Origin of the sequence: Neisseria sp. HMSC064E01 (genome assembly GCF_001808875.1) — a bacterium.
GTDB lineage: Bacteria > Pseudomonadota > Gammaproteobacteria > Burkholderiales > Neisseriaceae > Neisseria > Neisseria sicca_A.
Genome location: NZ_KV794944.1, coordinates 24285 through 48493, shown reverse-complemented (window position 1 = coordinate 48493; position 24209 = coordinate 24285). Strand labels below are relative to the sequence as shown.

General features: G+C 51.8%; 25 protein-coding genes, 3 tRNA genes and 1 pseudogene. 11 read left to right on the top strand and 18 right to left on the bottom strand.

Going from position 1 to position 24209, the window contains the following annotated elements; genetic code table 11:
* Positions 1-78: 78 nt before the first annotated feature.
* The 5 genes from HMPREF2572_RS08590 to rsmD form a co-directional block, all read right to left on the bottom strand.
* A tRNA-Thr gene (locus HMPREF2572_RS08590) sits at positions 79-153 on the bottom strand.
* Positions 154-164: 11 nt separating this feature from the next.
* Positions 165-238, bottom strand: a tRNA-Gly gene (locus tag HMPREF2572_RS08585).
* A 36-nt stretch (positions 239-274) separates the two neighbouring features.
* Positions 275-358: transfer RNA gene (locus HMPREF2572_RS08580), tRNA-Tyr, on the bottom strand.
* A gap of 99 nt (positions 359-457) precedes the next feature.
* Entirely contained in the window at positions 458-709 is a 252-nt protein-coding gene (locus tag HMPREF2572_RS08575) for a YfhL family 4Fe-4S dicluster ferredoxin (RefSeq protein WP_003679513.1), read from the bottom strand.
* 121 nt (positions 710-830) lie between these two features.
* Complete coding sequence (rsmD, locus tag HMPREF2572_RS08570; protein WP_070497730.1) at positions 831-1397, bottom strand: 16S rRNA (guanine(966)-N(2))-methyltransferase RsmD; 567 nt, start codon at positions 1395-1397, stop codon at positions 831-833.
* 269 nt (positions 1398-1666) lie between these two features.
* Here rsmD and HMPREF2572_RS08565 point away from each other — a divergent pair, with 269 nt between their 5' ends.
* Together HMPREF2572_RS08565 and HMPREF2572_RS08560 are read left to right on the top strand one after the other, a co-directional pair.
* A complete protein-coding gene (locus HMPREF2572_RS08565; RefSeq protein ID WP_049331412.1) occupies positions 1667-1888 on the top strand; it encodes a hypothetical protein in 222 nt (73 codons plus the stop codon).
* A 200-nt stretch (positions 1889-2088) separates the two neighbouring features.
* Positions 2089-2784 carry a hypothetical protein gene (locus HMPREF2572_RS08560; RefSeq protein ID WP_148132314.1) on the top strand — a complete coding sequence of 232 codons (696 nt, stop codon included), beginning with the start codon at positions 2089-2091 and terminating at the stop codon, positions 2782-2784.
* 71 nt (positions 2785-2855) lie between these two features.
* Here HMPREF2572_RS08560 and topA read toward each other — a convergent pair whose 3' ends face one another.
* The 7 genes from topA to rsmB all read right to left on the bottom strand — a co-directional run bounded on the left by topA (position 2856) and on the right by rsmB (position 12756).
* Positions 2856-5162: a type I DNA topoisomerase gene (gene topA / locus HMPREF2572_RS08555; RefSeq protein ID WP_070497726.1), complete on the bottom strand. Its 2307-nt coding sequence runs from the start codon at positions 5160-5162 to the stop codon at positions 2856-2858.
* 84 nt (positions 5163-5246) lie between these two features.
* The gene (locus tag HMPREF2572_RS08550) at positions 5247-5702 is read right to left on the bottom strand and encodes a Smg family protein (protein WP_049228162.1); all 456 of its coding nucleotides are present in this window, start codon (positions 5700-5702) and stop codon (positions 5247-5249) included.
* A gap of 25 nt (positions 5703-5727) precedes the next feature.
* Positions 5728-6948: a DNA-processing protein DprA gene (dprA, locus tag HMPREF2572_RS08545; protein ID WP_070497724.1), complete on the bottom strand. Its 1221-nt coding sequence runs from the start codon at positions 6946-6948 to the stop codon at positions 5728-5730.
* A gap of 586 nt (positions 6949-7534) precedes the next feature.
* On the bottom strand, positions 7535-8818 hold the full coding sequence (locus HMPREF2572_RS08540) for a sigma-54-dependent transcriptional regulator (RefSeq protein WP_070442368.1): 1284 nt from the start codon (positions 8816-8818) through the stop codon (positions 7535-7537).
* Positions 8811-10934 carry a sensor histidine kinase gene (locus tag HMPREF2572_RS08535; RefSeq protein WP_070497722.1) on the bottom strand — a complete coding sequence of 708 codons (2124 nt, stop codon included), beginning with the start codon at positions 10932-10934 and terminating at the stop codon, positions 8811-8813. Before HMPREF2572_RS08535 ends, HMPREF2572_RS08540 begins: the two co-directional genes overlap by 8 nt.
* Before the next feature lie 3 nt (positions 10935-10937).
* Positions 10938-11531: a DUF4390 domain-containing protein gene (locus HMPREF2572_RS08530; protein ID WP_009312693.1), complete on the bottom strand. Its 594-nt coding sequence runs from the start codon at positions 11529-11531 to the stop codon at positions 10938-10940.
* The gene (gene rsmB / locus HMPREF2572_RS08525; RefSeq protein WP_070497720.1) at positions 11497-12756 is read right to left on the bottom strand and encodes a 16S rRNA (cytosine(967)-C(5))-methyltransferase RsmB; all 1260 of its coding nucleotides are present in this window, start codon (positions 12754-12756) and stop codon (positions 11497-11499) included. Before rsmB ends, HMPREF2572_RS08530 begins: the two co-directional genes overlap by 35 nt.
* A gap of 171 nt (positions 12757-12927) precedes the next feature.
* Between rsmB and HMPREF2572_RS08520 the strand changes: the two genes are divergently transcribed.
* Complete coding sequence (locus HMPREF2572_RS08520; RefSeq protein WP_070497718.1) at positions 12928-13212, top strand: PepSY domain-containing protein; 285 nt, start codon at positions 12928-12930, stop codon at positions 13210-13212.
* Positions 13213-13343: 131 nt separating this feature from the next.
* Here the strand turns inward: HMPREF2572_RS08520 and HMPREF2572_RS08515 are convergent, their stop codons facing one another.
* The 4 genes and pseudogenes from HMPREF2572_RS08515 to def all read right to left on the bottom strand — a co-directional run bounded on the left by HMPREF2572_RS08515 (position 13344) and on the right by def (position 15679).
* Positions 13344-13865: an O-acetyl-ADP-ribose deacetylase gene (locus tag HMPREF2572_RS08515; protein WP_070497716.1), complete on the bottom strand. Its 522-nt coding sequence runs from the start codon at positions 13863-13865 to the stop codon at positions 13344-13346.
* A gap of 40 nt (positions 13866-13905) precedes the next feature.
* A pseudogene (locus tag HMPREF2572_RS14875) lies at positions 13906-14013 on the bottom strand (IS5/IS1182 family transposase); the annotation flags it as partial.
* A gap of 92 nt (positions 14014-14105) precedes the next feature.
* Entirely contained in the window at positions 14106-15032 is a 927-nt protein-coding gene (gene fmt / locus HMPREF2572_RS08505; protein ID WP_070497712.1) for a methionyl-tRNA formyltransferase, read from the bottom strand.
* Between the two features lie 143 nt (positions 15033-15175).
* Positions 15176-15679: a peptide deformylase gene (gene def / locus HMPREF2572_RS08500; protein ID WP_029609881.1), complete on the bottom strand. Its 504-nt coding sequence runs from the start codon at positions 15677-15679 to the stop codon at positions 15176-15178.
* A gap of 281 nt (positions 15680-15960) precedes the next feature.
* On the opposite strand from def, the gene HMPREF2572_RS08495 reads away from it, so the two are divergent.
* On the top strand, positions 15961-17241 hold the full coding sequence (locus HMPREF2572_RS08495; protein ID WP_070497710.1) for a LysM peptidoglycan-binding domain-containing protein: 1281 nt from the start codon (positions 15961-15963) through the stop codon (positions 17239-17241).
* A gap of 106 nt (positions 17242-17347) precedes the next feature.
* On the opposite strand, the gene HMPREF2572_RS14615 is transcribed toward HMPREF2572_RS08495, so the two are convergent.
* Positions 17348-17506 (bottom strand): hypothetical protein, encoded by a 159-nt coding sequence (locus HMPREF2572_RS14615; protein WP_168161784.1) that lies wholly within the window; start codon positions 17504-17506, stop codon positions 17348-17350.
* Between the two features lie 381 nt (positions 17507-17887).
* Positions 17888-18574: a Bax inhibitor-1 family protein gene (locus HMPREF2572_RS08490; RefSeq protein WP_003760551.1), complete on the bottom strand. Its 687-nt coding sequence runs from the start codon at positions 18572-18574 to the stop codon at positions 17888-17890.
* Positions 18575-19126: 552 nt separating this feature from the next.
* On the opposite strand from HMPREF2572_RS08490, the gene HMPREF2572_RS08485 reads away from it, so the two are divergent.
* From HMPREF2572_RS08485 to HMPREF2572_RS08450, 7 genes are all read left to right on the top strand, one after another.
* A complete protein-coding gene (locus HMPREF2572_RS08485; protein ID WP_070497708.1) occupies positions 19127-19582 on the top strand; it encodes a four-helix bundle copper-binding protein in 456 nt (151 codons plus the stop codon).
* Between the two features lie 415 nt (positions 19583-19997).
* Positions 19998-20798 carry an ABC transporter ATP-binding protein gene (locus tag HMPREF2572_RS08475; RefSeq protein ID WP_070497706.1) on the top strand — a complete coding sequence of 267 codons (801 nt, stop codon included), beginning with the start codon at positions 19998-20000 and terminating at the stop codon, positions 20796-20798.
* Between the two features lie 139 nt (positions 20799-20937).
* Positions 20938-21714, top strand: a complete 777-nt coding sequence (mlaE, locus tag HMPREF2572_RS08470) for a lipid asymmetry maintenance ABC transporter permease subunit MlaE (protein ID WP_016686541.1) — start codon at positions 20938-20940, stop codon at positions 21712-21714.
* 50 nt (positions 21715-21764) lie between these two features.
* A complete protein-coding gene (gene mlaD, locus HMPREF2572_RS08465) occupies positions 21765-22262 on the top strand; it encodes an outer membrane lipid asymmetry maintenance protein MlaD (protein WP_070497703.1) in 498 nt (165 codons plus the stop codon).
* A 36-nt stretch (positions 22263-22298) separates the two neighbouring features.
* The gene (locus HMPREF2572_RS08460) at positions 22299-22889 is read left to right on the top strand and encodes an MlaC/ttg2D family ABC transporter substrate-binding protein (protein ID WP_003763204.1); all 591 of its coding nucleotides are present in this window, start codon (positions 22299-22301) and stop codon (positions 22887-22889) included.
* Positions 22890-22987: 98 nt separating this feature from the next.
* Positions 22988-23266 carry an STAS domain-containing protein gene (locus HMPREF2572_RS08455; RefSeq protein WP_070497701.1) on the top strand — a complete coding sequence of 93 codons (279 nt, stop codon included), beginning with the start codon at positions 22988-22990 and terminating at the stop codon, positions 23264-23266.
* The gene (locus tag HMPREF2572_RS08450) at positions 23263-24105 is read left to right on the top strand and encodes an MlaA family lipoprotein (RefSeq protein ID WP_070497699.1); all 843 of its coding nucleotides are present in this window, start codon (positions 23263-23265) and stop codon (positions 24103-24105) included. The genes HMPREF2572_RS08455 and HMPREF2572_RS08450 overlap by 4 nt, the downstream gene beginning before the upstream one ends.
* The last annotated feature ends 104 nt before the right edge of the window (positions 24106-24209 follow it).

Below are 24209 nucleotides of genomic sequence, written 5' to 3'. Positions count from 1 at the left end.
ACGTGCGGTTTGCTACGTTCAAATTTTTCCTTTGCCATGGCAAATTTCCTATCTTTAAAATACTGAGAAAATGGTATTTGGTGCCCATGGGCAGATTTGAACTGCCGGCCTCTCCCTTACCAAGGGAGTGCTCTACCCCTGAGCTACATGGGCCAATAGACTATTGGAGCGGGTGAAGGGAATCGAACCCTCACCGTAAGCTTGGAAGGCTTCTGCTCTACCATTGAGCTACACCCGCAGACTTACTGCATCAATGCTCCAACACATTGGAATTTGGTGGTGGGAGAAGGATTCGAACCTTCGAAGCTCTCGCAACAGATTTACAGTCTGCCCCCTTTGACCGCTCGGGAATCCCACCAAAAGAGAACGCAAGTTTATTCGCGACTCAGATTTTCGTCAAGCTCTTTTTTAATTTTGTTTTTTAAAAATCACTCAATTTATTGCTTTAAAAAAGAATTTATTTGAACTGAATGATTTTTTCGTATTTTGCCATCAGCTCTTCGTGCGTTTCAGGATGCTCTTCATCAATCAGGATACAGTCTACAGGGCATACCTGCTGGCATTGCGGTTCATCGTAATGACCTACACATTGCGTACACAAATTAGGATTGATTTCGTAGATTTCTTCACCTTGCGAGATGGCGTCATTGGGGCACTCAGGCTCGCAAACGTCACAGTTAATGCACTCATCTGTAATAAAGAGCGACATTTCTTTTCCTTTTTCATTTAAATTATCAAAACCGATTGGGCGCGGATTATAGCACAAACGCGTCAAAAACAATCCGTTTAGGCGAATGTTTACACCCTGGTAATGATTCTCAAATCTCTTACTATTCAGCTACTTGGACAAATTGCAAAAGCACAAAACTGCTCTTGCCCGCCCGCCCTTCGCGATAAGGTTCCAACCACTCGGGAAAATCGGGCAGCTCCCCTGCTTCAATATAGACCATTGCCCCGTTTTTCAAGCTGTTTTTCAAAGAAGCAAACAAATTTTCCCAACCCTGCCACGCAAACGGCGGATCCAAAAAGACCACATCAAACTTTTCAGACGACCTCTGCAAATACACAAGGCCATCAGTATTAAGGATTTCCAGTTTATCCAAACCCAATACTCTTGCGTTTTGCCGCAGCATATCGGCAGTTTTACGGTTATTGTCTGCCAGCACTGCCCTCTTCGCGTTACGGGACGCAGCTTCAAATCCCAACGCACCGCTTCCGGCAAACAAATCCAACACGCTCATACCGGTCAAATCCTGACCGAGCCAGTTGAACAGTTTTTCGCGGACACTGTCAGGCGTCGGACGCAGACCGTCTGCATCTGCAAAAACCAATTTCCGCCCCCTGCATTGTCCGCCGATGATGCGGACTTGATTTGAATGTTTGCTGTGTTTGCTCATAATTAAAACGAATCGTCCGACAGTTTCAGACGACCTCTAAAGAATGACAAAGCAGCCATTATACCGCAGCGTTTTTTCATTTAAGGCCGCATGAAAACAAATCTACCCATCGCAAAAATTTATTTTTTATGATGATAAACTTACAAAATTTTATAAATTATAAAATATTTTCTCAAATAAAAAGGTCGCTTACGTTTGCCATTAGAACTTTCCCACCGCTTTTTCAGTCTATTTGCCATAATACTTAATGAAAATATGGATGGCTGACAATGCCACTTTGGAAAATTATTTTGGGTGTTTATATCAGCGGTGTAATTGCCTTCACCGCCCACGCCCATTTTTTTGATGAATATTACCGCCACTTGGGATTGATACCGAACTTGGGGCGCGGTCTGCTTTGGTTCGTCTTTTGTCTGCCCTTGATTGGCAAAACTGTCGCTTTGATAGTCAGTTTGTTCTTTCTTGCCACGTTGGTTTTCGCGAGACGTTGAGTCCTTTCTTAATAAGACTGAAAAGGTCGTCTGAAAAATTTTTCAGACGACCTTTTGGTTTTGAATTTGACGACATGAAATATTGAACTGCGTTTCACCGTGTTAAGTGCATTTTAAACCTAAAGCTCATGAAACTAGATAAATTACATTTGCTTATTTATAATGAGTAGTCATTTTTGAAACATTAATGTAAGGCTATTATCATGTCAGATCTGAATCTCAGTAACAGCATATTTCAAGGTTACAACGACAAACATGGCTTAATGATTTGTGGCTATGAATGGGGTTGGAGCAAAGCCGATGAGGCTGCTTATGTAGCAGGTGAATACAAACTCCCTGAAAATAAAATCGACCATACATTTGCCAACAAATCCCTCTATTTCGGCGAGCAGGCAAAAAAATGGCGTTACGACAACACGATAAAATATTGGTTTGAAATGTGGGGACACCCCTTAGACGAAAATGAATTGGGCGGTGCTTTTGAAAAATCCCTAGTGCAAACCAACTGGGCAGCTACTCAGGGTAACAAAATTGACAATCCAAACAAATTTCTCCAGCCCGAACACGTCGATAATTTTCTCTACCACATTGAGAAACTACGCCCTAAATTGATTCTCTTCATGGGAAGCAATCTGACCAATTATCTTAATCGCGCAAATGTATTGCCTCGCTTCGAGCAGCTTGTCGGAAAACAAACTCAACCGCTACGAGTAGTACAAAAAGATTTTAGCGGCACACGTTTCAAGGTCAGATTCCAATCGTTTGAAAATTGCGAAGTCGTCTGCCTGCCTCACCCCAGTGCCAGTCGCGGTCTATCGTACGATTACATAGCCTTATTTGAACCAGAAATGAACCGTATTTTATCGGACTTTAAAACGACACGCGGATTCAAATAAACCAATCACAGAAAAGCAAAGGTCGTCTGAAATTTTTCAGACGACCTTTTCTCTTTTAAACCGACCTAATCTCACTCTTTCGTTGCAGGCGGTTCAATCTGTTCTTTCCAGCCGCATTCTTTTTGCGGGCAGACTTTTTCCACGCCCCAGCGTTTGGTGGTTTTGATGGTCAAAACCGGCCAATGGCAGTTCGGGCATTCTTCGGCGACGGGCGGATTCCAAGTGGCGTAGTTGCAGTCGGGATAGGTGCTGCAACTGTAAAACAGTTTGCCGTAGCGGGATTTGCGCTCGACGAGGTTGCCTTTTTTGCATTGCGGGCATTGGACGCCGGTGTCTTTAGGTTTTTCCAACGGCTCGACGTGTTTGCATTTGGGGTAGTTCGCGCAGCCGATGAATTTGCTGCCGGTGCGGCTGTATTTGTACACCAGCCGTCCGCCGCATTTGGGACATTCGCGTCCGTCGAGTTCGGCTTGTTCTGCTTCGGCTTTGGCGATGCGCTCGGCGGCTTCTTCGGCGGTTTCGTTGACGTTGCGGGTGTAGCTGCACTCTGGATAACCGGCGCAGGCGACGAAACGACCCATTTTGCCGAACTTGATTTGCAGTTTGTGTTCGCCGCATTTAGGGCAGGTTTCGTCGAGTTCCTGCGTGGTGAATTTGGCGCGTTCTATGCCTTCTTTTTCTTCCACTTGTTTGATGAACGGTTTCCAGAATTTGTCCATCACGGGAATCCAGCGGCGTTTGCCGTCGGCGATTTCGTCGAGCTGGTCTTCAAGCTTGGCGGTGAAGTGGTAATCGACGTATTGGGCGAAGTGTTCGGTCAGGAATTTGTTGACGATGTCGCCTGTGTCGGTGGGCATGAAGCGTTTTTGCTCCAGGGTAACGTATTCGCGGTCTTTGAGCGTGGAGATGATGCTGGCGTAGGTCGAGGGGCGGCCGATGCCGTATTCTTCGAGGGCTTTAACCAGCGTGGCTTCGTTGTAGCGCGGCGGCGGGGTGGTGAAGTGTTGTTCGCCGTAGAGTTTGTCCACGGGCAATTTGTCGCCTTCGCTCATTTCGGGCAGTTTTTTGCTGTCTTCGCCTTCTTCATCGTCGCTGCTTTCTTCGTAAACGCTGAGGAAGCCTGCGAAGGTTTGCACTTGTCCGGTTACGCGGAATACGCCTTTACCGACGGTAATATCAACGGTGGTTTGGTCGAATTTGGCGGGCGTCATCTGACAGGCGACGGTACGCTGCCAAATCATTTGATAGAGTTTGAACTGGTCTGCGCTCAGGAAGGGTTTGACGCTTTCGGGCGTGCGGTACACGGAAGTCGGACGGATGGCTTCGTGCGCTTCTTGGGCGTTTTTGGATTTGGTTTTGTATTGTTTGGCGGCACTCGGCAGATATTCTTTGCCGATTTTGTTTTCGATGTAATGGCGGATTTCGGTTAACGCTTCATCGGCCAAGTTCACGCTGTCGGTACGCATATAGGTAATCAGACCGATAGCGCCCTGCCCCACGTCTATCCCTTCGTAAAGCTGCTGGGCGGTACGCATGGTGCGGTCGGTGGTGAAGCCGAGTTTGCGCACGGCATCCTGCTGCATGGTCGATGTAGTGAACGGCGCGGCGGGATTGCGGCTGCGCTTTTTCTTTTCGATGGCGGTAACGACTGCCTCTTTGCCTTCGAGTTCTTTCAACACGTCGGCTTGCGCGGCTTCGTTCGGCAGGTCGAATTGTTCGAGTTTCGCGCCGTTATATTGGGCGAGTTTGGCGGTGAACTTGCTGCGGCCTTTGTGGCTGTCAAGATGCACCGTCCAATATTCCTGCGCTTCAAACGCGCGGATCTCGTTTTCGCGTTCGCAAATCAGGCGCAAAGCGGGACTTTGCACACGACCCGCACTCAAACCGCGGCGGATTTTTTTCCACAACAATGGCGAGAGGTTAAAACCGACCAAATAATCCAGCGCGCGGCGGGCTTGTTGCGCATCCACCAAGTCCATTTCGATTTCACGCGGGTTGGCGACGGCGTCGAGCACAGCGTTTTTGGTGATTTCGTGGAACACGACACGCTGCGGCTTGATGTTTTTCAGACCGCGTTTGGATTTGAGGATTTCAAAAAGATGCCAAGAAATCGCTTCGCCTTCCCTATCCGGGTCGGTTGCGAGGTAGATGTTTTCGGCTTCTTTGGCTCCGGCAACAATCGCATCGACGTGTTTGGCGTTGCGTTTGATCAGCTCGTATTTCATGGCGAAGTCGTGTTCGGGATCGACGGCACCGTTTTTGGGGACGAGGTCGCGGACGTGGCCGTAGGAGGCCAGAATTTCGAAATCGCCGCCAAGGTATTTTTTCAGGGTTTTGGCTTTGGACGGTGATTCGACGATTAAAAGGTTTTTCGCCATTGTCTGTTCTCTTTTAATGTATTGGATGATGCGTTTCAGACGACCTTTCTGAACAAGCTGCGTCAAAAGGTCGTCTGAAAAGGTTTAATGCATGGTCGCTTTGCCGTTGAGCGCGCCCATCAGGTCGTCGCCGATTAAGACGGGCAATTCGCTTTTGTGCGCCCACAACAAGAGCAACACCAGCACTTTCGCCGTATCGAGCGTGATTTCTTCGGGCGGGATGTGCATCAGGGCGTGGATGACGATTTCGCGCTGCTCGTAAGTGATAGCGCGTTCGGCAACCAGATACTGCATCAGCCCGATGACTTCCTGCGGCAGGTTTTCGATTTCTTCGTTGCAATACACGCGCAGAGCATGGCTGTCGAACGGCGCGGCGGAGAATTCGGACGTGTTGAACAACACTTCCATCATCATCAGCGTATTGCCGATTTCCGTTACGTCAAAACCCGCATCTTCCAACAGGCGGCCCAAATCCTCCGGCGGCGGGCAGTTGTCGAAATCTTGGAAGTGTTCGATGAGATAGGCGATGACTTCTGTCATGCTGGTTCCTTAATGAATGAATCGATTATGCTTTTATGCGCTGGTAGCGTCCGCCCGGCAAGGCGGCGACGATGCCGTCGAGTTCGTATTCCAGCAGTCGGGCGTAAACGTCTGCCGCCGCCCATGCGGTTTGCTGCGCCAATATATCGGGATGCACGGGGTCGTAACCCATGGCGTTCAGCAGTTCGTCTTCTGATGTCGGCACGGCAACCGTATTGGCTTGCCCCGGCTGTTTTCGGACATGAAGGTCGTCTGAAAACGGCAAAACAGGTTCAGACGACGCCTCTCTGACGGCAGTGCGTTTTTCCGTTTTTTTGTTTTTCTTATTTATAGAATATGATGGAACTGCCGCATTTTGCAATAGCCCCGGACATTCGTGAAGGATGTCGTCCAAACATTCCACCAATTTTGCGCCGTCTTTAATCAGCTTGTGGCAGCCTTTGCTGTGCGGATTGTCTATCGAACCAGGCACCGCCATCACCTCCCGCCCCATCTCCGCCGCCAGCTTGGCGGTAATCAGCGAACCAGATTCCAACGCTGCCTCGACCACCAGCGTAACCTGCGACAACGCGGCAATAAGGCGGTTGCGGCGCGGGAAGTTGCCCGCAAACGGGCGCGTATCCAAAGGAAACTCGCTGACAATCAATCCTTTTTCAGCGATTTCATAGGCAAGGTTTTTATTGGACGGCGGGTAAATGCGGTCTATGCCCGTCCCCCATACGGCAATGGTGCTGCCATCTGCCTGCAATGCACCTTGATGGGCGGCCGTGTCGATACCCGAAGCCATACCCGACACGACGGGAATATCCTTTTCGCTCAACGCTCTGCCGAAATCTTTGGCAATCCGCATCGCCTGCGGCGTGGCATGACGGCTGCCGACGATGGCGGCGGAAGGTTTGTGCAGCAGTTGCACGTTACCGCGCAAAAACAAAACCGGCGGTGCGGTAATGCCCTGCGTCAGCATTTCGGGGAAATCATCATCTTGCAGCAGCAACAAACGGCAGCCGTCCTGCGTTTCCCATTGCAACGCCGCTTCCGCAGCCTTTTGCGCCAACGCCCGTTTGTCCGCGTTGCGCCAAGATTCGACTGCCTGCTTGTGGCGCACCACCGCGGTAATTTGCTCCGCCGGAGCGTCCAGCGCGGCTTTCGCGCTGCCGAAACGTTGCAGCAGGAGCAAGAAACCCTCTGCGCCGACATAAGGTGTAAACGCCAGTTGCAGCCAAGCAAGGCGGTCGTTTTCCGTCATGAATTGTGTCCCCTTGTTGTTTTCAGACGACCTTTGTCCGGAAGGTCGTCTGAAAACGGATAAATGTCAGTATTTAAAGATAAAGCCGGCAAGCTTTAAGCCGATACGGCGTTCCCGCGCCTGCTTCCGGTTTCGTGTCCGTTCACCGCCATGCGGATGCTGCCAAACAGCCGACAGTCCGTTAGTAACTTTTGTAATATTTTTATATTCTACACGATACGGTAGAAATATCCGTTATACAAATGATTGTCGCACGCAGCCGTGATTCCTTCTCACCCTGCACGGAAATGGCGCACTCAATATAGTGGATTAACTTTAAACCCGTACGGCGTTGCCTCGCCTTAAGCTCAAAGAGAACGATTCTCTAAGGTGCTGAAGCACCCAAGTGAATGGGTTCCGTACTATCTGTACTTCTGCGGCTTCGCCGCCTTGTCCTGATTTAAATTTAATCCACTACAAATGAACCGGATTCGCATCAGTGGGTTGAATACGGCAAAAGCGAACAGATTAATGGCAAACAAGGTCGTCTGAAAACATACCGCGCCGTGCCGTATGCTTTCAGACGACCTTTTATCCTACTGCCGCCCTACTCTTCTGCTTTTTCCGCTGCGCTGCGGCGGGAAACGCTGATGCCTAATTGTTTGAGTTTGCGGTAGAGGTGCGTGCGCTCCAAGCCGACTTTTTGGGCGACGCGGCTCATGTTTTGCCCTTCTTGGGCGATGTGGTACTCGAAATAGCGGCGCTCCAATTCTTCACGCAATTCGCGCAAAGGCATATTGAAGTTGAAACCACCGACGATTTCGGTGGCGACCGTTGCCCGTTTTTGCCCCAATGCGGCAACGACCGCCTGCTCGTGGACTTCTTGTCCGTCCGCCTCCAGCATCAGGTTTTTCACGACGCTGCGGAGCTGGTCGAAGTTGCCCGGCCAGTTGTATTGGCACAGGACGGTCAGCGAGCCGTTGCTGAATTTGACGGGCTGGATTTTTTCGCTGTCCGCCAATTCGGTCATGACTTGGTTGACCAAGAAGGCGATGTCTTCGGATTGGCTGCGCAACGGCGGGATGCTGATGACGTTGCCGGAGAGCAGTTCGGACAACTTGGCATCGTCGATGGCGTCTGCCGGGCTTTCATCGGCGGCGTGGCTGCCGGCGACGATGACGCGCACGTTGTAACGGTCTGCCTTGCCGAGGATGAAGCTGATGCCGTTTTGGATGTTTTTGCTGTACTGCGCGGCATCACCGAGATAGAGCGTGCCGCCCGATGCTTTTTGCAGCAGCTCCAATGGCGCATCGGCAATGAGTTCGACGCGACTGAGTCCGACCCAAGGCGTGCCGCTTTTGTGGAAATAACGGGCAACGATTTCAAACGGCGAACCGGTTTCGCCGCTGAGCAGCACGGGTCCGCTTTTTTTCACGGCAGGCTCAAGTTGTTGCTTGAATTCTTGAATGGCGGGGCTGTTGCCGAGTTTGTCGAAGGACAAGCCCGCCGCCATCTGCATTTCGCCGTGTTTGAGGGCGCGGTCGACGGTAGAGAGCAGTTTTTGCAGGGCAATCGGTTTTTCCAGAAAATCAAGTGCGCCGATTTTAGTGGCTTCGACGGCAGTGTCGATGCTGGCGTGTCCGCTCATCATCACAACGGGCATGTTGAGCTGTCCGTTTTTCGCCCACTCTTTGAGCAGGGTAATCCCGTCGCAGTCAGGCATCCAGATGTCCAACAACACCATGGCGGGACGGGTTTGGTGGCGCAGTTGGCGCGCCTCTTCGGCGTTCTCCGCCAAAGCCACGGAATAACCTTCGTCTTGGAGGATTTCCGAGAGCAAGTCGCGGATACCTACTTCGTCATCTACAATTAAAATATCACTGCTACGCATAAGTTTCTACCAATCGGGGTAAGGCTATTTTCACACACGCGCCGCCTTCGTTCTGATTGCTCAGGCTGATGCGGCCGCCGTGCTCTTCGATGATTTTCTTCACAACGGGCAATCCCAGTCCCGTACCTGTCGGCTTGTCGGTAACATACGGCTCGAAGGCATTATGCAGCATTTCCTTGCTGAAACCTTTGCCGTTGTTACAAACGGTCAATAAAACCTGTCCGTCGTTATCTTCACCGACGCTGACATTCACTTGAGGAACTTCTGCCTCTTCCGCCGCCTCTGCCGCGTTTTTGAAAATATTGTGCAACACCTGCCGCATGGCGGTGGTATCGGCGGAAATCGGCTGCGGCTTGTCGGACAAGTTCGGAACAAAGCGGCACGCCCCGCCTTCGTACAGCAGCAACACTTCTTCAACCAAGCGGTTCAAATCGTGTTTTTCAAAATTCAGCGACGGGGCGCGGGCGTAATTGCGGAAGGCTTCGACCATTTCTTTTAATGCCGCCACCTGTTTGACGATGGTGTCGGTCGAACGGCTGAGGATTTGGGCGTGTTGTTCGTCCAATTTATCATGCAATTTCCATGCCAATCTCTCGGCGGAAAGTTGAATGGGCGTGAGCGGATTGCGGATTTCATGCGCCAACCGTTTCGCCACCTCGCCCCACGCGGCTTCTTTCTGCGCGCGGATGAGGACGGTAATGTCGTCAATCACCATCACCACGCCATTGTCGTTGTCGTCAGGCAAGATGGTGGCTTTACCCAAGAGAATTCGTGCATCGTCAGGGGCGGCGTATTCGACTTGGACGGGCTTGGCGGCATCGGCAGTTTCTTCAATGGAGGCAAACACTTCGGCAAGCAGGGTCTGTTGCGGCGATTGTCCGCGCCAGTCGTGCCAGTTGCTGCCCCACAGCGGCACCAATTCAATGCCCAAAATCCGTTCGGCGGCTTTGTTGAAGGTTTTCAGACGACCTTCGGCATCCAAAGTAATCACGCCCGTGGTCAAACTTTCCAACACGCATTCGAGATAGTGGCGCGCCGCTTCTTCACGCAGGCGGTTGTGTTCGTCAGCTTCTTTGGCGATGGCAAGCTGTTCGGTCATGTGGTTGAACAACTGGGTCAATCTGCCGAATTCGTCGTTGCGGAACACGGGGCGTTTCTGGCTGAAATCGCCTTGCGCCACCGCCCTTGCGCCTTCTGCCAACGACAATACCGGCTCGACGAAGCGACGGGCGAAATACAGCGCCATAACCAGCGCGAGGAAAATCGCCAACAGCGCGGCAACCAGCAAAGTCGCCAAGAAGAAGGTTTGCAGGCCTTGTTTGGTGTAACTCAATTCGGCGTATTTCGCCCGCGCCGCTTCAATCAGCGTCGCATCTTGCGCCACATCCTGCGGGATGGGCTGGCGGAAAAACAAGGCATAATCGCGTCCGTTGTGCGCGCCGATGAGCATCCAGCCTTGCGCGTACAAGACATTTTCTATGTTTTCCAAACTGCGTATCGAGCCGGTCTGTTCCAGCTTCTCCCATCCTTCTTTGTCGAGTTCGGGCTGGTTTAGTTTCAGCGGATTGACACTTTTCTCGGTTTTATGGGTTTTGACATCATAAAGCGAAAGCTGGGTAAAGCCGCCCGATTTAGCCGCATTTGTCAGGGCTTTGCCCAAGTCGCCGTCCACAGACGCGGTGCTGATCAGGTCGATTTGCACCGGCGTGGCGTTGCTGACGGCGTTGTCCACCGCCAGATTCAGCGCGGATTTGCTCAAGTTCAGACTGCGTTCGAGGGCTTCATGGGTATCGTTGCCGAACCACGAATTAATCGTGCCGTTGATGAACTGCGCGGAAATGCCGAACAGGAACACGCCCGGCAATACCGCCACCAGCGTAAACATTCCCGACAGCCGCCGCGCAATCTGCGAGCCGAACACGCCCTTGCTTTTGTCGCGCATGAGGAGCAGGACATAGCGCGTCAAAACCGATGCCAACACCAGCATCAGCAGCGCACACAGAGCGATAATCCACCAGAAATATTCTGCCAGCGGGCTGGTGCTGCCCGTTGCTATGGTCAGTCCGTAAAGCAGTCCCACCGCCGCCAACACAGCAATCAGGAGAAAGCGGCGCATGGTTTACTCCTGAGAGATGGTCAGAGACTTCCAGCCGGAATCCAAGTGCCAGTTTTTAGAAGTCAATGCGTTGATTTGGAAGGGTTTGGGCAGCTTCGCCGTCGAGAGCAGCAGGCGGATTTCGGCTTGCGTGTCTTTCGCTGCGACGCCGCTTAACGCGCCTTTGGACAGCACTTTCCAGTTGGCGACCGCACCTACGCCGCGCAAGGCGGTATCGAGCGTGTCGTATTCGGTGGAAAACGTGCCGACGGTTATGCGGTAGCGGTTGGTCAGCGGATGGAAGGAAAGTTTGTAGTGGATGGTGTTGTCGCTGTTGAGCAGCTGGTCAAACTTGAAGCGGTAAGACGGCATGGAAGGCGCGGAAAGCTGCCAGCTCAAAGTGAAATTCAACGGCACGCCCTGCCGGAGCGCCTGTTTGAGCTGGTCGGGCAAATCGGTGCGGAAACGGCTGCTGACGGAAAGCTGTCCGGTTTCGGTCAGCTTCGCCTCGGAGCGGGTTACGCTGATGCCCTCCGCCGCAGCATTCAGCGACAGGGCGAGTAACAGCGTTCCAAACAGCCGTTTACTGCTTTTTGATAAGCGCGTAATAAAAGCCATCTTGATGTTTGTTCGGTAAAAGCACACGCGATTCGATCAGCTCGGCATCGGCGTGGCGGTTGAGGAATTTTTGCAACTGAACGTCGTTTTCTTCGACGAACACCGAGCAGGTGGCAAGCAGCATTCTGCCGTTTTTCGTCAGGGTTTGCCAAAGCGCGTCCAGCAATGCCTCCTGCTGACGGGCGGTTTTGGCGGCATCGGTCGGACGGCGCAGCCATTTCACGTCGGGATTGCGCCGCGCCACACCCGAAGCGGTACACGGCACGTCGGCAAGGATGGCGTCGAAAGGCTTTCCATCATACCACGCCGCCAAGTCCTGTGCATCGGCGCAAGTCAGAGCGGTCGTCTGAAACCCCAAACGGTCAATATTGTCCTTCACCCTTTTCAGACGACCCTCGTCTATATCCAAAGCGGTAACATGACAATCCGCCAGTTCCAACATATGCCCTGTTTTCCCGCCCGGTGCGGCGCACGCATCTAAAATCCGTTCGCCGTCTTTAGGGTTTAACAGATACGCCGCCTGCTGCGCTCCAAAATCCTGCACCGACACCAGCCCTTCGGCAAAACCGGGCAGCCGGTTGACGGGAACCGCCTCGTCCAACGTTACCGCATATTCGTCCAACACCTTAGCCGCAATACCTTCCGCCGCCAGCTTTTCCAGATACGATTCGGCATTGCCGTGGCGGCGGTTGACCCGCAGCGTCATCGGCGGATGCGATTGCAGCGCGGTGGTGATGTTGTGCCAGTGTTTCGGATAATGGTTTTTCAGGTATGCCACCCACCAAAGCGGCAGGTTGTGTTTCGCCACATCGTCTTTTTTGCACGAAGCCTCCAGCTTCTGCCGCTCGCGCAAAAAACGCCGCAAAATCGCGTTGGCAAACGAGCGGAACTGTCCGCGCCCGATTTTCGCGATGCTCTCCACCGCTTCGTTGACCACCGCATGAGGCGCGTTGCGCGTGTAATGCAGTTGGTACATCGCCGCCAAAAGCAGGCTTTCGAGCTGCGGATTGTCAATCGGCTTTTTCAGCATCTGCGCAAGCATATGTTTCAAACTGCCCAAATAACGCTGGCAGCCGTAGGCAATATCCTGCAACGCGCCGTTTTCCTGCGCCGTCAGCTCGGGATGCGCTGCGCGGATTTGCGCCAACACATCCTGAAGGTTGCGCCCTTCGGCGACCGCCGCAATGCTGTCGGCGGCGAGTTTTTGGGCGAGGGACATACTCATAAATTCAATTCCTTAAATGACTGCTTCGGTTCGATTTGTTCGTTAAAAATGTAAACACTATATAAGCGGTTCGGGCGGTGTTCGGGGCAAAACTCAATTTCTGTTAATCCGATTGCCTGTTTGCAGCAATATCCATATAGTTTGTTTTTTATGCCACATAAAGGACCCATCATGACTTTACGCGCCCTTTCCCTGCTTGCCGTTTCTGCCGCACTCGTTTCCGGCAGTCTGACCACCGCAGCGGCACCGCACAAACATTCCCGCGCCATCTCCCAAGCGCAAGCCGTCAAAATCGCCAAGAAACGCGTCGGCGGCGGACGCGTTACCGACGTGGATTACAGCAGAGGCCGTTGGGAAATCGAAATCCGCAGAGGCTGCACCGAATACGATGTGGACGTTTCCTCACAAAGCGGCCGCGTCATCAAAGTGGACACCGACAACCACTGCGACGATTAATCGATTCTTGATTAATGGATTCTTATAGGAAGCCGGACTGCCTGTCCGGCTTTTCTGTTTTCAGACGACCTCAAGTTTACCCGAGGTCGTCTGAAAACCTTTTATCTGCCGTTTTGCCTGACTTAGGACTTTCAGACGACCGCTCCGTCCCGCTCCAACAATGCCCGATAGCGTTGTGCGTCCTGCGGCGAATAGCAACAGAAAACGATTTTTTCGACAGACGGACACTGCGGCAAGGTTTTTTTCAAAATCGCCAAAGCGGTTTCGGCAGCCAAATCGGCGGGGAAACGGTACACGCCCGTGCTGATACAGGGGAAGGCGATGCTGCGGATGCCGTGTTCTTGTGCCAGCAGCAGGGAATTTTGATACGCTTCCGCCAGCTTGACCGCTTCGCTGCGGTGTCCGCCGAACCAAACCGGCCCGACGGTGTGAATCACAAATTTCGCCGGCAGCCGGTAGCCTTGGGTGATTTTCGCTTCGCCCGTGCGGCAGCCGTTCAACTGCCTGCACTCTTCCAGCAACTCCCGTCCCGCCGCGCGGTGAATCGCGCCGTCCACTCCGCCTCCGCCCAACAGCGAGGAATTAGCGGCATTCACGATGGCATCGACTTCAAGTTTCGTAATATCGCCTTCGACTACTTCAAACACTGCCATGATCTGCTCCTAAACTTGGGTCATTCTTGTCGTCAGTTTAATATAGTGGATTAACTTTAAACCAGTACGGCGCTGCCTCGCCTTTCCGTACTATCTGTACTGTCTGCGGCTTCGTCGCCTTATCCTGATTTAAATTTAATCCACTATAAAAACCAAACGTTTCCCTGCCGATATTTTCAGACGACCTCTGAATCATCAGAAGAAAGGTCGTCTGAAAATTAATCAGTCTGCAAACGGCTTCTATAAAACCGTTCCAACCTCAATCTTATGCCCTGCCGCAAACGCCACAATCGGCATCCGCTTGCTGCCCGAAGGCTGCAATTCGGTAATGTTCAACGCGTTCTCGCCGCAGGCGACAACCAAGCCGTCAGCCGAGCAAGACAACACTTCGCCCGCCCCGCCTTGTTGTGCCACTACTTCAGCCCGCCAGATTTTCATTGGTTTTCCCTGATATTCCACCCACGCAGCGGGAACGGGGTTGAAGGCGCGGATTTTGCGTTCAATCACTGCCGCGCTTTCGTTCCAATCGATACGCGCTTCTTCTTTGCTTAATTTTTGCGCATAAGTCACACCTTCTTCGGGCTGTTTGACGCTTTTCAGACGACCTTCTGTTTTTAATTGTTGCAAATCAGCAACAATCGCCGCCGCACCGAGATTCATCAGCGCATCGTGTACTTCATTCGCCGTATCGGTCGGTTGGATGGCGTAACGGTGTTCGCTGACCACATCGCCGGTATCCAAGCCGATGTCCATCTGCATGATGCACACACCCGTCTCGGCATCGCCCGCTTCAATCGCCCGCTGAATCGGCGCCGCGCCGCGCCAACGGGGCAGCAGCGAGGCGTGGATGTTGAGACAGCCGTGTTTCGGCGTATCCAACACGTCTTGCGGTAAAATCAGTCCGTAGGCGGCAACGACCATCACGTCGGCATCGACTTCTTTGAGCATTTGCAGAGATTCGGCGTTGTTGCGCAGTTTTTCAGGCTGCGCCACGCGTAAACCCAATTCCAATGCGGCCTGCTTCACGGGAGACGGGGCAAGCTGCATCCCGCGTCCTTTGGGACGGTCGGGCTGGGTCAACACCAGCGGGATTTCAAAACCGGCGGCGGCAATGGCTTTTAAGGCGGCAGCGGCAAAATCGGGCGTACCGGCAAAGATGACTTTCATGGGAAACTCCTTGGAAATGGGTTTCAAACGACCTATATAGCGCAACGGCAAACATTGCGACAGGTCGTCTGAAAGTTTGAAAAACAACGGCTTGCTGCCGCTTTCCTCTTTCAGACGACCTGTTCGACCGTATCATTCGGCTTTTAGATGGTGTGTTTCTGACGTTTTTTCAGTTTGGTCTTAATCCGACCCTGTTTAAGCTGCGACAGGCGTTCGACAAAAACGATGCCCATCAGGTGATCCAACTCGTGCTGCACGCAAATCGCCAACAGCCCGTCCGCCTCCAGCGTGAATTTCTCGCCTTTTTCGTTCAAAGCCTCGACCTTGACGCGCTCAGCGCGGGTAACGGTGTCGTAAATGCCCGGCACGGACAGGCAGCCTTCTTCGTAAGTGGTTTCGCCGTCTTTTTCAACAATGACGGGGTTGATAAACACGCGCGGCTCGCTGCGGTCTTCAGTCAAATCCATCACAACCACACGCTCATGCACATCGACCTGCGTCGCCGCCAGCCCGATACCGCGCGCTTCATACATGGTTTCAAACATATCGGCAACCAGCTTTTGGATGCGCTCATCGACTTGCTCGACAGGCTTCGCCACGGTGTGCAGACGCTCGTCGGGATATTGCAGGATATTCAGTAAAGCCATAATTTTCTCTTCGTTTTTCAATACTCGGGACGCGCATTCAAACGCGTCCGGCAGCAGATTGTGTGTGTTTTCATACAAATTTTGCGCCTGTCTTCACAATTCCCGTGATGACACTAACATTCAATGATAAAATATGCGTCAATGAATTTCTGTTCAATGCGCACGAAACGCCTATTGACGTTTTTTAAAGGGGGACGGCGGTTTTTTGCAAACTCCCGGCCATTTCATTTTCTCCGTTTATCATTTAAAGACAAACCGAATCAATTTCAAGGGGAACGGTTATGCAACAACGTATTATAACCCTGCTTTGTGTCGCGGGCATGGCAATTTCCGCCCACGCTCAAGCAGCTTCATTAAAAGTGCGCCCCGATGCGCCGCAACGCTACGTCGTGAAAAACGGCGACACACTCTGGGGCATCTCCGGCAAATATCTGTACAGCCCGTGGCAGTGGAACCGCCTTTGGGGCGCCAACCGCGGCGAAATCCGCAATCCGCATCTGATTTATCCGGGTCAGGTGTTGGTTTTGCGCTACGTCAACGGCCGCCCGCAACTGGGCTTCGAAAACGGCTCCGCAGGCAATGACGGCATTCCGGTCATCAAACTCAGCCCGCGCGTCCGCGAAACCTCTTCAGGCTACGGCATCCAAACTGTCAACGTGAACTTCTACCGCATGTTCATGCAACATCCGCAGTTCATCGACCAAATGAAGACCCAAGACGCACCGCGCCTGATCGACGGTCCTGACAACCGCATCATGTACAGCAAAGGCGAACGCGTGTACGCCTACGGCGTTACCGAACCCGGCCGCTATCTGGTTTACCGCGCCGTCAAAGACCTGACCGATCCCGATACCCGCAAATACCTCGGTCAAGAAGTCGTCTTCAGCGGCATCGTCAGCACCCTGCCCTACACCAACAGCGCGCTGGACTCCGCTTCCAACGAAGACCGCAAATACCTGAAAGACGGCGAATACTACACCCGCCTGCACCCGCTGGCGAAAGTGCCAACCCAAACCGCGCAGCCTATGATTGTGGAAGAAGCCGTTTCCGAAATCCGCAAAGGCGATTTCCTGCTGAAAATGGACGGCGAAACCGAGCCTTTCCAAATCATGCCGCACGCGCCGACGCAACACATCGACGGTAAAGTCATCTCCATCCTCGACGGCGTACACGAAGCCGGACAATTCCAAACCGTTACCCTGAACAAAGGTTCCGCCGACGGCTTGGACAAAGGCACGGTCTTGAGCATTTACAAACGCGACCGCCAAGTGAAAGTCGATTTGGAAGAAGGCAAAAAAGGCCGTAAGAACATCGTTAAATATGTTTCCATCCCTGCCGAAGAAACTGCATTGGCCATGGTATACCGCACCGGCGAACATCTCTCGTCCGCCATCATTTTGGAAAACCTGACCAGCATCAACATCGGCGACACCGTATCCGAACCCGGCCGCGACTTGGACAACATGTCTGACGACAAACCGCACGTCCGCAACGAGCCGCAAGATTCCCACGATACGGAACACAACCAATACAATATCCACAGCAACATCAATAAATATTGATCGATTGCCGACAACAAAACGTCGTCTGAAAATTTCAGACGACGCTTTTTATATGGGTCATAAAGGTCGTCTGAAAACGACGCCGTTTATGATAAAACACTGCTCATCAACGGAAACCGCGTTTCGTTTTCACAAGAGCAAAATCCAATGATGCACCTTCAACAAGCCAACTCAATACAGCATTACGCTGTACAAGTTTGAAGCAAACATTTTTTTCAAACATCGAAGTTCCAGCCAAACCTTTAACTTCCCAAATGCAGCCCATCAAGTTTGCTTCTCAACAATGTTTAATACCCCACCAAGCACCAAGCCAATCAGCTTTCTACCCCCTGACGAACCGCCGCATGATTGCCCATCTGATTTAAATTGAATACAAACAAGCCAAGCCGCACATATATAGTGGATTAACTTTAAATCAGGACAAGGCGACGAAGCCGCAGATAGTACATCAGGACAAGGCGATGAAGCCGCAGATAGTACAGATAGTACGGAACCGATTCACTTGGTGCTTTAAGCACCTTAGAGAATCGTTCTCTTTGAGCTAAGGCGAGGCAACGCCGTACTGGTTTAAAGTTAATCCACTATAAAAAAGGTCGTCTGAAACCTTTTCAGATTTCAGACGACCTCGATATCAAAACCTAAGCAATTAATCGTCGCTGGTGAATGCCAACAAGATGCGCAACAGGCTGCTGAAAATATTGTAAATCGAGATGAAAATGGTCAGGGCCGCGCTGATATGGCTGTCTTCGCCACCGTCAATCACGGTACGCACCTGCCACATAATAACCAGCGAACTGAACACAACGAACGCGCCGGAAATCGCCAGGCTCAGAGCCGGAATTTGCAGAATGAAGTTAGCAACCACTGCAATCATCAGAACCACACCGCCGATTGCCAAGAAGCGTCCGAGCGAGTTCATATTCATCGTTGTGCGGCGCGCCATCGCTGCCATCGTAAAGAATACGCCGGCGGTCATGGCTGCGGCGACACCTACGATTTGAGTACCATTACGGATAGCAAGCGCATATTGCAGCAACGGACTGATCAACACACCCATACCGAAGGTGAAAATCATCAACAAGACAACGCCCGTATTGCTGTAACGGTTTTTCTCGATAAGGAAAATCATACCGTAGAAGAATGCCAATACAGCTACAAAACCCATCCAGCGTGCGCCGAACATAGCGTACAGGTTTAGGTTCAAAGCGCTGCTGGCGAATGCGCCGGCAATAGCGGGAATGAAAGACAAACCCAGCAGGCGGTAAGTTTTTTGCAAGACAATGTTTTGGGAAACTTGTCCTGCAAGAGGATAGTCGTAAACGTCGTTTCGCATGGCGTTTGCTCCTGAAAAAATGTGTGAAAACAAAAAGAGTCCTGATTCTATCAGCAAATTATTGGCTTGGGCATAAAAATATGCCTACGTCGCCGTTTAGGGATAAGTGGTAGCGTTCAAAGCATTTTAAAGTGCCGCAATCATAAATTTACATAAAAGACTGCTTCTGAAACCGATGCCGAATCTTCTCCTGACCCTTTTACCGTTTGATTTGATTCCCACCACTTCAAAACCGGATAAAACCAACTTCTGCAAGATCATGGATTTTGGAATTTAATGATTTGCCATAGCAAATTTGAACAGAGCCGGTTTCAGGCTGTGTAAACAACATAAGAAATAAAATAACTTCATTGATTATTCATCAACTTTCGATTTATTGTCTGTCGAACCGTTGAATGATAGGATTGCGGCGGTAAGTGTAGTTCAATCGCTCAAAATTTCATAAACGGCTGATTTCAGACGACATCAATGATGCGCAGAAAGCTGCTGTCTTCGATTTTAGCGATTCGTTATGTTTCACTTCATATCAATGATTACATAAGGAAATACAGTATGAACCGTCGTCAATTCTTGGGTGGTACAGCCGTTTCTTTGGCAGCCGCCGCTTCATTCGCCCGCGCTCACGGACATCATGACCATAAAGGCCATTCCCACGCTGCTCCTGCTGCTGCGTCCAAAACCTATGAAGCAGCCAGAAAAGCGGCTGCCCACTGTGTTGAAGCAGGTCAAATCTGCTTGGCACACTGCATCCGACTGCTGAGCCAAGGCGATACTTCAATGAAAGACTGCGCAACAGGCGTCAACCAAATGCTGGCATTGTGCGGCGCGCTGCAAAACCTTGCCGCCCAAAACTCTCCACTGACCCCTTCTTTGGCAAAAGTCTGCGTTGAAGCGTGCAAACAATGTGCCGCAGCGTGCAAACAACACGCAAACCACCACGCAGAATGCAAACAATGTTATGAGTCTTGCCTTGCCTGCATCAAAGAGTGCGAAAAAATCGCTGCTTAATTGACGCAGTCAATCACCGGTCTGCCTGTGAAACAAGCTTTGTTTTGCAGACAGGCCGGTTTGTTTTGGATGGGATGGATTTCACAAATTTATTTGGAATGTAAGTTTTGTTTGTAGAATGTTGTGTCTTTGCCTACAAAATCTTGCCATAAATTTAAAACTTCTCCCGCCGGCGAAAAACGGTATGTTTAGGATTATTAAGTTCTGTAACGCGCCCCGTTTTAAAATGAAGACAGCAGGTTGCAAGATTCCAACCTTAACCATTCCAATGGTCTTAAAATTTCTGCCAAACACATGATTTTCACGCTTCTTAACAGACGTTTTCTTGATAAGGTCGTCTGAAAATTGCCCGACACCTTGATAAGCTTTACAATGCAAGTAATTAAAATACATCCCGCCTTTTATCTTCCCCTTCATGAGTTCCGTACCCTTCATCGAAATGAAAGACGTTGCCTTCGCGTATGGCGACCGTCCGATTCTGAACAATATCAATTTCAGCATTCCCCAAGGAAACTTCGCCGCCGTGATGGGCGGTTCGGGCAGCGGCAAAACCACGCTGATGCGGCTGATTACGGGTCAGATTCATCCGCAGTCGGGTAAGGTTTTGATTGAAGGACGTGATTTGGCGAGCTTTTCGGCTGACGAGTTGTATGAACACCGCCGCCGCATGGGTGTGTTGTTCCAGCATGGCGCGCTGTTTACCGATTTGTCGGTGTTCGACAATATTGCTTTTCCGATGCGCGAACTGACGCGCCTGCCGGAAGCGGTTATCCGCGATTTGGTTTTGTTGAAATTGAACGCGGTCGGTCTGCGCGGCGTGGAAAACCTGATGCCGTCCGAACTCTCCGGCGGGATGTCGCGCCGCGTCGCACTTGCCCGCACGATCGCGCTCGACCCTGAAATCATGTTGTACGACGAGCCGTTTACCGGCCTCGACCCGATTTCCTTGGGCGTGATTGCCCACTTGATCAGCCGCGTCAACAAGGCTTTGCGTTCGACCAGTATTATGGTGACGCACGACATTGAAAAATCTTTGGAAATTGTCGATCAAGTGATTTTCTTGGCGCACGGCGAAATTATGTTCTCCGGCTCGCCGCAGGAAATGCGCGAACTGGGTTCGCCTTGGGTGCGCCAGTTTGTCGGCGGGCTGGCAGACGGCCCCGTCGCATACCGCTATCCGGCGCAAACGTCGTTGCAGCAAGATTTGCTTGGGTAGTTTTCAGACGACCTCGGTTTGCAGACGTCGTCTGAAATGTTTGAACCGTTGTTGCCTGAAGCCGAAATTATTTTTCAGACGACCTATCACTATCATCCTAAAAGGTCGTCTGAAACCCGTTAATCCGTAATGGAAAACTATGAATTTTATCCGTTCCGTCGGGGCGAAAACCCTCGGCTTTATTCAATCTCTCGGCAGTATTACGCTGTTTCTGCTGAACATTCTGGCGAAATCCGGTACGGCTTTCGTCCGTCCGCGCCTGAGCGTGCGCCAAGTGTATTTTGCCGGCGTGTTGTCGGTATTGATTGTTGCCGTTTCAGGGCTGTTTGTCGGCATGGTTTTGGGTTTGCAGGGCTATACGCAGTTGTCGAAATTCAAATCCGCCGATATTTTGGGCTATATGGTTGCGGCTTCTCTATTGCGCGAACTGGGTCCGGTGTTGGCGGCGATTCTGTTTGCCAGCAGCGCGGGCGGTGCGATGACCAGCGAAATCGGTTTGATGAAAACGACCGAACAGCTCGAAGCGATGAACGTGATGGCGGTAAACCCTGTCGCCCGCGTGGTTGCGCCGCGCTTTTGGGCGGGCGTGTTTTCCATGCCGCTTTTGGCTTCGATTTTCAACGTCGCGGGCATTTACGGCGCGTATTTGGTCGGCGTAACCTGGCTGGGCTTGGACAGTGGTATTTTCTGGTCGCAAATGCAGAACAACATCACGATACATTATGATGTAATCAACGGTCTGATCAAATCCGCCGCATTCGGCGTGGCGGTAACGCTGATTGCCGTGCATCAGGGCTTCCACTGCGTACCGACCTCGGAAGGCATTTTGCGCGCCAGTACGCGCACGGTGGTTTCGTCCGCCCTGACGATTTTGGCGATTGACTTTGTGTTGACCGCATGGATGTTTACGGAATGACAGGTCGTCTGAAAACGAAACAAAGAACATTGGATATTCAAGGAACTTTAATGAAAAAGAATGTATTGGAATTTTGGGTCGGACTGTTTGTCCTGCTCGGCGTGGCAGCGGTCGGTTTTCTCGCTTTCCGCGTGGCGGGCGGCGCGGCGTTCGGCAATTCCGGCAAGACTTATACCGTATATGCCGATTTCAGCGACATTGGCGGCCTGAAGGCAAACGCGCCGATCAAATCCGCAGGCGTATTGGTCGGACGTGTCGGCTCTATCGAGCTTGACCCGAAATCCTATCAGGCGAAAGTCCGTCTCGATTTGGACAGCAAATATCAGTTCAGTAGCGACGTTTCCGCGCAAATCCTGACCTCCGGTCTGTTGGGCGAACAATATATCGGACTGCAACAAGGCGGCGACACCGATAATCTTGCCGCGGGCGATACCATTTCCGTTACCAGTTCCGCCATGGTTCTGGAAAACCTGATCGGTAAATTCATGACCAGCTTCGCCGAGAAAAACGCGGCGGGTGGCAACGATGCAGCAAAAATCACCGAATAAACGTACACCATCATATTGATACTAGGACACTTAATCATGAAAAAAACCTCTTTCATCAGCGCACTGAGCATCGGCATCTTGAGCATCAGCATGGCGGTTGCCGCCCCTGCCGACGCAGTGAACCAAATCCGTCAAAACGCCACTCAAGTATTGAGCATCTTAAAAAGCGGCGATGCCAACACCGCCCGCCACAAAGCCGAAGCCTACGCGATTCCCTATTTCGATTTCCAACGCATGACCGCGCTGGCAGTCGGCAACCCTTGGCGTACCGCGTCTGACGCGCAAAAACAAGCGTTGACCAAAGAATTTCAAACCCTGCTGATCCGCACCTACTCCGGCACCATGTTGAAATTCAAAAACGCCAGCGTCAACGTCAAAGACAACCCCGTTGTCAATAAAGGCGGCAAAGAAATCATCGTCCGCGCCGAAGTCAGCGTACCCGGTCAAAAACCCGTCAACATGGACTTCACCACCTACCAAAGCGGCAACAAATACCGTGCCTACAACGTCGCCATCGAAGGCGCGAGCCTGGTAACCGTGTACCGCAACCAATTCGGCGAAACCATCAAAGCCAAAGGCGTAGACGGACTGATTGCCGAACTGAAAGCCAAAAACGGCAGCAAATAATGCAAAGATAAGTCATGCCGTCCGTTTTCAGACGACATGGCTTTCGCACACAATAACCTTCAGGTTTTATCATCCAAGATTAAGTTGACAAGACAGCCATGCAAACCGAACTTCGCGACGGCACGTTGCACATCAGCGGCGACATTACCGTCAAAACCTTGACCGCCGACGCCTTTACCCGCTTCAGGCAGCAATGTCGTCTGAAAGACACCCGCGCGGTCGATTTGAGCGGCGTCGGACGCGCTGATTCCGCCTGCGTGTCCCTGCTGCTTGACGCACTGCGCCGTCCGGACGGAAAAATCACCCTGCAAGGCATACCCGAATCCGTGCGTACCCTGTCCGAACTTTACGAAATCAAAGACTGGTTGCAATCATGAAAAAAACCACCGCTTCACTCTGCCTCCTCATCAGCATAGCCTCCGCTCCCGCACTTGCCGAACGCAATCCGGCCGATCCTTACGAAGGCTACAACCGTACCGTTTCCAAGTTCAACGACAAAGCAGACAAATACGTCCTTTCCCCTGTCGCACGCGGCTATCGCAAAGTAACGCCCAAACCGGTGCGTACCGGCGTGATCAACTTCTTCAACAACCTGCGCGACGTCGTCAGCTTCGGCAGCAACGTTCTGCGCCTTGACGTCAAACGCGCCAGCGAAGACCTCGTCCGCGTCGGCATCAACACCACCTTCGGCCTTGGCGGTTTAATCGACGTAGCCGGTGCAGGCGGCGTACCCAGCAATAAAAACACCCTCGGCGACACCTTCGCCACATGGGGCTGGAAAAACAGCAACTACTTCGTTGTCCCCCTGTTCGGCCCATCTACCGTACGCGATACCATTGGCAACGCCGTTACCACCGTCTACCCAGTTAAAAACGCCGTCTTCCACACCAGAGCAGGACGCTGGGGCACAATCGGCCTGCAGGCCATCAACACCCGTGAAGAACTGCTCGACCTGACCGACAGCCTCGAAGGCGCAGCCATCGACAAATACAGCTACACACGCGACCTTTACATGAAAGTCCGCACCCAACAAACCGGCGGCACGCTCCCTCAAAGCGAAGACGACAACATCGACATCGACGACTTGGTGGACAGCGATGCGCCTGCCGAAGCCGGGGCAGATACCTCCAATACCTCTGCCGGCGAAACTGCCGACCTTTATTTATACACCCCTATCCAAACCGGCGCACCTGCCGATGATGCGGCAAACGATTAATTCGGTTTCCATATAAAAGGTCGTCTGAAACCTCATTGCAGGATTTCAGACGACCTTTTGTATGGCGTTTTGAAAATATAGTGGATTAACAAAAATCAGGACAA

Bases quoted from the DNA above. Each gene is read 5' to 3' on its own strand.
- HMPREF2572_RS08475 (WP_070497706.1), top strand. From the start codon at position 19,998: ATGAGTTCCGTACCCTTCATCGAAATGAAAGACGTTGCCTTCGCGTAT.
- HMPREF2572_RS08565 (WP_049331412.1), top strand. From the start codon at position 1,667: ATGCCACTTTGGAAAATTATTTTGGGTGTTTATATCAGCGGTGTAATT.
- topA (WP_070497726.1), bottom strand. From the start codon at position 5,162: ATGGCGAAAAACCTTTTAATCGTCGAATCACCGTCCAAAGCCAAAACC.
- mlaE (WP_016686541.1), top strand. From the start codon at position 20,938: ATGAATTTTATCCGTTCCGTCGGGGCGAAAACCCTCGGCTTTATTCAA.
- HMPREF2572_RS08515 (WP_070497716.1), bottom strand. From the start codon at position 13,865: ATGGCAGTGTTTGAAGTAGTCGAAGGCGATATTACGAAACTTGAAGTC.
- dprA (WP_070497724.1), bottom strand. From the start codon at position 6,948: ATGACGGAAAACGACCGCCTTGCTTGGCTGCAACTGGCGTTTACACCT.
- rsmD (WP_070497730.1), bottom strand. From the start codon at position 1,397: ATGAGCAAACACAGCAAACATTCAAATCAAGTCCGCATCATCGGCGGA.
- fmt (WP_070497712.1), bottom strand. From the start codon at position 15,032: ATGAAAGTCATCTTTGCCGGTACGCCCGATTTTGCCGCTGCCGCCTTA.
- HMPREF2572_RS08485 (WP_070497708.1), top strand. From the start codon at position 19,127: ATGAACCGTCGTCAATTCTTGGGTGGTACAGCCGTTTCTTTGGCAGCC.
- HMPREF2572_RS08455 (WP_070497701.1), top strand. From the start codon at position 22,988: ATGCAAACCGAACTTCGCGACGGCACGTTGCACATCAGCGGCGACATT.
- rsmB (WP_070497720.1), bottom strand. From the start codon at position 12,756: ATGAGTATGTCCCTCGCCCAAAAACTCGCCGCCGACAGCATTGCGGCG.
- HMPREF2572_RS08460 (WP_003763204.1), top strand. From the start codon at position 22,299: ATGAAAAAAACCTCTTTCATCAGCGCACTGAGCATCGGCATCTTGAGC.
- HMPREF2572_RS08550 (WP_049228162.1), bottom strand. From the start codon at position 5,702: ATGACAGAAGTCATCGCCTATCTCATCGAACACTTCCAAGATTTCGAC.
- HMPREF2572_RS14615 (WP_168161784.1), bottom strand. From the start codon at position 17,506: ATGGGCTGCATTTGGGAAGTTAAAGGTTTGGCTGGAACTTCGATGTTT.
- HMPREF2572_RS08575 (WP_003679513.1), bottom strand. From the start codon at position 709: ATGTCGCTCTTTATTACAGATGAGTGCATTAACTGTGACGTTTGCGAG.
- HMPREF2572_RS08535 (WP_070497722.1), bottom strand. From the start codon at position 10,934: ATGCGCCGCTTTCTCCTGATTGCTGTGTTGGCGGCGGTGGGACTGCTT.
- HMPREF2572_RS08495 (WP_070497710.1), top strand. From the start codon at position 15,961: ATGCAACAACGTATTATAACCCTGCTTTGTGTCGCGGGCATGGCAATT.
- HMPREF2572_RS08540 (WP_070442368.1), bottom strand. From the start codon at position 8,818: ATGCGTAGCAGTGATATTTTAATTGTAGATGACGAAGTAGGTATCCGC.
- HMPREF2572_RS08450 (WP_070497699.1), top strand. From the start codon at position 23,263: ATGAAAAAAACCACCGCTTCACTCTGCCTCCTCATCAGCATAGCCTCC.
- mlaD (WP_070497703.1), top strand. From the start codon at position 21,765: ATGAAAAAGAATGTATTGGAATTTTGGGTCGGACTGTTTGTCCTGCTC.
- HMPREF2572_RS08490 (WP_003760551.1), bottom strand. From the start codon at position 18,574: ATGCGAAACGACGTTTACGACTATCCTCTTGCAGGACAAGTTTCCCAA.
- def (WP_029609881.1), bottom strand. From the start codon at position 15,679: ATGGCTTTACTGAATATCCTGCAATATCCCGACGAGCGTCTGCACACC.
- HMPREF2572_RS08520 (WP_070497718.1), top strand. From the start codon at position 12,928: ATGACTTTACGCGCCCTTTCCCTGCTTGCCGTTTCTGCCGCACTCGTT.
- HMPREF2572_RS08530 (WP_009312693.1), bottom strand. From the start codon at position 11,531: ATGGCTTTTATTACGCGCTTATCAAAAAGCAGTAAACGGCTGTTTGGA.